The sequence below is a fragment of the Bacillus testis genome, from assembly GCF_001243895.1.
GTDB lineage: Bacteria > Bacillota > Bacilli > Bacillales > DSM-1321 > Bacillus_AD > Bacillus_AD testis.
The window spans coordinates 854,596-861,047 of sequence record NZ_LN851186.1; the positions used below are offsets into that span (position 1 = coordinate 854,596).

The following is a 6,452-nucleotide window of genomic DNA, read 5'->3' on the forward strand; positions in this document are numbered from 1 at the left end:
GATAGATTTATAATATCATCAAAATATTCTGAAATCAATTAAATATACAAGAAGATGGATATGCGAATCATATCGGGTATTTGCATAAATAGCTCCACCCCTTATTTGTAAACGTTTTCAAAAAGAGAAAATAAAAACCCTGAAGCGTTTAAACTTCAGGGGTGTATAAAAAATGAATAAAATGTATATTATTTACCGCTAGAGAGTACGCTGAAGGCATGTTCCACGGCTTTGATGGTCTCACGGATGTCCTCTTCGGTATGAGCGGTTGTCAGGAACCAGGCTTCATACTTAGAAGGAGCTAGATTAATGCCTTGTTCTAGCATCAACTTGAAAAATTTCCCGAACATTTCTCCGTCTGTATTTTCAGCTTGCTCGTAGTTATACACTTTTTCTTCTGTGAAATAGATGGTCAGAGCACCTTTTAATCGATTGATGGTAATCGGCATATTGTAGGTAGCTGCTGCAGCGAGGATTCCATCTTCGAGTATTTTGCCGAGACGGTCAAGTTCCTCATATACACCTTCTTGCTTCAGAACCTCAAGGCAGGCGATACCGGACAACATGGATGCAGGATTGCCTGCGTGGGTTCCAGCCTGGTAGGCAGGCCCCAACGGAGCAACCTTTTCCATGATTTCTTTTTTGCCGCCATAGGCGCCGATTGGAAGGCCGCCGCCGATTATTTTGCCCAAAGCAGTCAGATCGGGAGTGACCCCCAATAGGTTTTGCGCTCCGCCGTACATGAAACGGAAGGCCGTAATTACTTCATCATAGATAACAAGTGCACCTGCTTCATGAGTCAGCTCGTTGACTGCCTCTAGGAATCCTTCTTTCGGTTCAACAATTCCAAAGTTGCCGACAATTGGTTCAACCAGGACAGCAGCTATTTGGTCGCCCCATTTGTCCAGTGCTTCTTTGTAGGAATCAATATCATTGAATGGAACTGTGATGACTTCCTGAGCGATGCTTTTTGGTACTCCTGCTGAATCTGGCGTTCCGAGCGTGGAAGGGCCTGATCCTGCTGCGACAAGGACTAAATCAGAATGGCCGTGGTAACAGCCGGCAAATTTGATGATTTTGTCGCGCCCTGTATAGGCACGTGCCACCCGGATGGTTGTCATGACTGCTTCAGTTCCCGAGTTATTGAACCGTACTTTTTCCATGCCTGGGATGGCTTCTTTTAGCATTTCAGCAAATTTGACTTCGAAAGGTGTTGGAGTGCCGTATAGAACTCCGTTTTCTGCTGCTGTTTTGATGGCTTCCGTAATATGTGGATGCGCATGCCCTGTGATGATCGGGCCGTAGGCAGCCAAATAATCGATGTATTTATTGCCGTCCACATCCCAGAAATAGGCTCCTTTTGCTTTCTCCATCGCAACGGGGGAACCTCCGCCCACTGCTTTATATGAACGGGAAGGGCTGTTCACCCCGCCCACAATATGTTTCAATGCTTCTTTATGTAATGCTTCAGATTTGATTACATTCATTTATTGATCCTCTCCTTCATAACTAAAACAAATGCTATGCATTCACGTACTCATTGTACCATTAACATGATAGAAAAATGACTGTCTTCTGTAGCTTTCTGATGGAACTGTAAGATGGACAATATGATGTCGTGTGAAAGCGGAGAGCTGTTTCAATTTGTTCAAATAGCTATTCTTCTTCTAACAACAATAGGCTTCAATCGTGATTATGTCTGCGCAAAGTAATGAACATAAACAGGGCCTATCGGGAGTAAAGTGTACTAATAGAGAGAAGCGGGGGATGGTTGTGGTTTTTTATTTGCTGGTCAGTGCGGTTGTTCTGTGCATGTTAATGAGCATCAAAGCCTTATTTTCTCCTTTAGATGAAGGAATGCAAAAAATATCGCTCAGTCATTTTATTTGGTTGGCTTTTTTATATGGGACAATCTGTATTGGCTTTGCCTTGTTGTATCTTCTGTTGGAAATGAGAGATATGAGCGTCATTCTCGACAACGGCATACGGTTGACGGGAGATTTTTTCCTTATGCTTGAAACATCGATCTACTTTAGTACAATGACGATGTTTTCAGTTGGTTACGGAGATTTAACGCCAATCGGCATCGGCAGGATGATCGCCACGGTGCAGGCTTTTGTTGGATATGTACTGCCGGCAGCTTTTTTTGTCAGAACGGTCATTGAATTTGATCATGTCTCAAAGCGCTGATTGAATTGAAACGGGAGCGTATTTTTTGTACTCTAGAAGATATAAATGAGAATGGGAGGATAACAAATGACTGTTTTAGCCGGAATGAAAGCACCTGACTTTACATTGCCAACTTCTACGGGAGAGAAGATATCATTGTCTGATTATAAAGGAAAAAACGTCGTATTATATTTTTATCCAAAGGATATGACGCCAGGATGCACAACGGAAGCATGTGATTTTCGCGATCGGCATTCCGAGTTTGCGGATGAAAATGCAGTGATCCTCGGAATTAGCCCCGATCCAATCGCTAGGCATGCAACATTTACAGAAAAACACGGACTGCCTTTTTATTTACTGTCTGATGAAGACCATGCAGTAGCGGAAGCGTACGGTGTCTGGAAGCTGAAGAAGAATTTCGGCAAAGAATATATGGGCATTGAGCGTTCCACTTTTGTCATTGACGTGGATGGCAATGTGGCCAAAGAGTGGCGGAAGGTCAAGGTGAAAGGGCATGTGGAAGAAGCGCTGGCATTCATACGGGAAGAATTGAATGAAGCCTAATTTTTAGAAGAGGGGCGGCTGTCCACTTCCTGATACGAGCAGTTGCATATCATGCAGTATAAGGAAACACCTCCTCATAAAAGTTTCTACTTTCAAAGCGGATCTTAAAGGTCTGCTTTTTTTCTCCTGAAGCAATAATGCTAATGTGCTTATATTGGTATTATCGCTTCCATGTGAAGGATGGTATGATGGGTATATAAGTCCAAGCCAGCCATCTAAAGAGCATGTATAATCATCGGACAATGAAATAACTTATATAAAAGGGGAAATGAAAGGTGAAAGTGTATACAAGAGGCGGCGACAAAGGGAAAACATCTCTGGTTTATGGCCAGCGTGTGAAAAAAACAGATTTGCGGGTAAGTGCATATGGGACATGTGATGAAGCGAATTCGATGATTGGTTTAGCCATCAGCCACTTGCGCAATGAGCAATTCGATACCAAGGAAGAAGTAGAGAAGGTTTTTCATGTAGTGCAAACAGAGTTATTCCATGTCGGTTCAGAGCTAGCAACGCCTGCGGGGAAAAAAGTGCCGTGGAAATTAAAGGAAGAACATGTTACTTATATGGAAGAGACCATTGACCGTTGGGATGCCGAGCTTCCTCCGCTGACCAATTTTGTTCTTCCGGGAGGGCATCAAAGTGGAGCTGCATTTCATGTGGCGCGAACAATTGTACGGCGTGCAGAAAGGGAAGCAGTGGCGCTCGGTGAAGAAGTGAACCCCCTTGTGCTTTCGTATTTGAACAGATTATCCGATCTGTTGTTCATTGCCGCCCGTTATGTAAACCATAAATTACATTGTACAGAACCGACATTGCACCAATAGATAGATTGATTGACAAAAACAGCATACGCGGATTACACTGATTATAAACATTATAAAATAATAATAGGTCCAAAATAAAAGAGTCTATATAATATAAAGGAGGTGCATGACGATGACACATGAGTTGGAAGATGCATTGGAAATGCTTAAGAAATCAAGTGTTCGAATAACGCCTCAGCGTCATGCGATACTTGAGTATCTCATTGACTCAATGTCCCATCCTACAGCAGATGAAATATACAAGGCTCTCGAAGGCAAGTTCCCGAACATGAGCGTGGCAACGGTTTATAATAATCTTCGGGTTTTTAAAGAGGTAGGATTAGTTAAGGAATTAACCTATGGAGATTCTTCCAGCCGGTTTGATTTCACTACTTCCGACCATTACCATATCATTTGCATGAATTGCGGCAATATCGTCGATTTTCATTATCCAGGATTGGATGAGGTGGAACAATTGGCTGCGCATGTTACAGGATTTAAGGTCCACCAACATCGTTTGGAAGTGTACGGCGAATGTCCGGACTGCCTAGCAAAAGAAGCGCATTAAGAAGCCGGCGTACTGGAATACGCCCGCTTCTTTTTTTCGTTTTACAAGTAGAATAAAGGCCGCCCACTGGGCGGCCTTCTTCTTCAATCAATTCTTTTTCTATTATAAGAGGCCTTGAACTCTTTGCCCTCCAAATTTTTATCCAATGTCAGCGGTTCATTGCAATACATGCACATATCCACTCGGCCAAGGATTTTCGTTACCTTTTGGCAATTGGGGCAAGTTACTTGAACGGTCTTGGTCGAAATCATCCCAATCCAGAAGTAGATGGCTGTGCTTGCCAGCACTAAGAGAACGCCAAGAATCATAAAGATGCTCATTACAATCGGTGAGCCGCGGAAAAAAATGCCTCCGTACATAACGATGATGCCGATGAAAACGAGACTCAGTGCAAAAGTGCGGATTCGGTTGATTTTGCTCGATCGTTTAGCCATTATATCACTCCTCTAATTACTAAATATAACATATTTAACCAATAGAGTGGACGAGTTATTTCAAGGGAGTTGTCGAAATTTGTTGAATCGCTAAGGAGGAATTATAATAGTTACGTCGAAAACATCATTTAGTGAAATATTTGGAGGAATCAATATGGAGGATATATTACGCCCTATCTATCAGGAAAGAGCCAGCTCGGCTTCGACTTTGGGAATCTTGCTTGTTGAAAAGAAAAATATAGTGACAGATATAACGGATTCGTTCGATTACGTGTTGATTGTCATTACAAATAAAGAGGAGCCGGAATTAAATATCAAACACTATTCGTATCAAGATAAAAAGGCTGCCCTTTATGTAGTGGGAATGAAGCAGGTACAGGAATGGCTTTTGCTTGGCAGCAACCGCCGTTTAATCGAGTGGCTCCATAACGGGAAGATTATCTATGACCGTAATGAGAATATTTCGCAGCTCAAAAAAGAAATTATGGATTTTCCTTTCCAGGGCAGAAAACTGAAAAAAGGCCTTGAATTTGCTAAACTGATCCGCAGATACACAGATGGCAAGGTATTTTTCGATTCAGAGCATTATATGGATGCCTATAATAATATCATTCATTCTTTGCACCATTTGGCGAGGCTCGCTGTCATAGAAAGCGGATTTTATCCTGAAGTTACCGTTTGGGACCAGGTAAAGCATATTGAACCCCAAATTTATAAGTTATACGAAGAACTAATCACTAGCGAAGAAGGATTGGATAAAAGACTTGAACTGTTATTTTTGGCAAGCGAATTTTTAATCTACAGCAGAACTGAAACAGGAACACAGCATTTAATGGATATCCTTTCATCCAGGGAAGAGCCTTGGACGATTAATGAATTGGTTAATGAAAAAGAATTAAAATATTATTCCGTAGACCTAGCTCCCTTAATTGAATATATGATCGAGAAGGATCTTATTGAAGAAGTGCTGATTGAAACAAAGGGAAATGAAATTTATCATCGTCTATATAAAATTAAATAACTTTTTTTGAAAAAAGTTATTGACCAATAATATATTTGATGATAAAGTATAAATCGTCGCTAAGAGATGGCGCAAACAACTGATATAACAACAACAGCTAATGAAAAAGATTTTAAAAAAGTTGTTGACAGGTTTTAAACCAAATGTTATATTAAAAAAGTCGCTGCTAAGCGAATGAAAAAACAACTGAAAAAAGTTGTTGACTCACTAAAGAAGATGTGATAAAATGAAAAAGCTTCTTGTGAGTGAAAATGTTCTTTGAAAACTAAACAAGACAACACGTCAACGTTAATTCTAACTAAAAGTTCCAATAGAGTTGGAACACACAAGTTTTATTTTATGAGCAAGTCAAACACTTATTGGAGAGTTTGATCCTGGCTCAGGACGAACGCTGGCGGCGTGCCTAATACATGCAAGTCGAGCGGACAGAAGGGAGCTTGCTCCCGAAGTCAGCGGCGGACGGGTGAGTAACACGTGGGCAACCTGCCTATAAGACTGGGATAACTCCGGGAAACCGGGGCTAATACCGGATAGATTCTTCCTCCACATGGAGGAAGAAGGAAAGATGGTTTCGGCTATCACTTATAGATGGGCCCGCGGTGCATTAGCTAGTTGGTAAGGTAACGGCTTACCAAGGCAACGATGCATAGCCGACCTGAGAGGGTGATCGGCCACACTGGGACTGAGACACGGCCCAGACTCCTACGGGAGGCAGCAGTAGGGAATCTTCCGCAATGGACGAAAGTCTGACGGAGCAACGCCGCGTGAACGAAGAAGGCCTTCGGGTCGTAAAGTTCTGTTGTTAGGGAAGAACAAGTACCAGAGTAACTGCTGGTACCTTGACGGTACCTAACCAGAAAGCCACGGCTAACTACGTGCCAGCAGCCGCGGTA

Annotated in this window: 7 protein-coding genes and 1 rRNA gene (1 of these 8 running past the window's edge); 6 read left to right on the top strand and 2 right to left on the bottom strand. The window is 42.2% G+C overall.

What is annotated here, in order from left to right; all coding sequences use genetic code 11:
• Positions 1–188: 188 nt before the first annotated feature.
• Entirely contained in the window at positions 189–1,487 is a 1,299-nt protein-coding gene (locus BN1765_RS04640; protein ID WP_050614069.1) for a glutamate-1-semialdehyde 2,1-aminomutase, read from the bottom strand.
• Positions 1,488–1,767: 280 nt separating this feature from the next.
• Here BN1765_RS04640 and BN1765_RS04645 point away from each other — a divergent pair, with 280 nt between their 5' ends.
• From BN1765_RS04645 to perR, 4 genes are all read left to right on the top strand, one after another.
• On the top strand, positions 1,768–2,190 hold the full coding sequence (locus BN1765_RS04645; RefSeq protein ID WP_230199498.1) for an ion channel: 423 nt from the start codon (positions 1,768–1,770) through the stop codon (positions 2,188–2,190).
• 66 nt (positions 2,191–2,256) lie between these two features.
• Positions 2,257–2,733 (top strand): thioredoxin-dependent thiol peroxidase, encoded by a 477-nt coding sequence (bcp, locus tag BN1765_RS04650; protein ID WP_050614070.1) that lies wholly within the window; start codon positions 2,257–2,259, stop codon positions 2,731–2,733.
• A 275-nt stretch (positions 2,734–3,008) separates the two neighbouring features.
• Positions 3,009–3,557 (top strand): cob(I)yrinic acid a,c-diamide adenosyltransferase, encoded by a 549-nt coding sequence (locus BN1765_RS04655; protein WP_050614071.1) that lies wholly within the window; start codon positions 3,009–3,011, stop codon positions 3,555–3,557.
• Between the two features lie 112 nt (positions 3,558–3,669).
• On the top strand, positions 3,670–4,104 hold the full coding sequence (perR, locus tag BN1765_RS04660) for a peroxide-responsive transcriptional repressor PerR (protein WP_390621165.1): 435 nt from the start codon (positions 3,670–3,672) through the stop codon (positions 4,102–4,104).
• An 83-nt stretch (positions 4,105–4,187) separates the two neighbouring features.
• Here the strand turns inward: perR and BN1765_RS04665 are convergent, their stop codons facing one another.
• Complete coding sequence (locus tag BN1765_RS04665; protein ID WP_050614073.1) at positions 4,188–4,538, bottom strand: YgzB family protein; 351 nt, start codon at positions 4,536–4,538, stop codon at positions 4,188–4,190.
• A gap of 154 nt (positions 4,539–4,692) precedes the next feature.
• Between BN1765_RS04665 and BN1765_RS04670 the strand changes: the two genes are divergently transcribed.
• Together BN1765_RS04670 and BN1765_RS04675 are read left to right on the top strand one after the other, a co-directional pair.
• On the top strand, positions 4,693–5,559 hold the full coding sequence (locus tag BN1765_RS04670) for a nucleotidyltransferase-like protein (RefSeq protein WP_050614074.1): 867 nt from the start codon (positions 4,693–4,695) through the stop codon (positions 5,557–5,559).
• Between the two features lie 356 nt (positions 5,560–5,915).
• Positions 5,916–6,452 (top strand): 16S ribosomal RNA (locus tag BN1765_RS04675) (it continues 1,012 nt past the right edge of the window).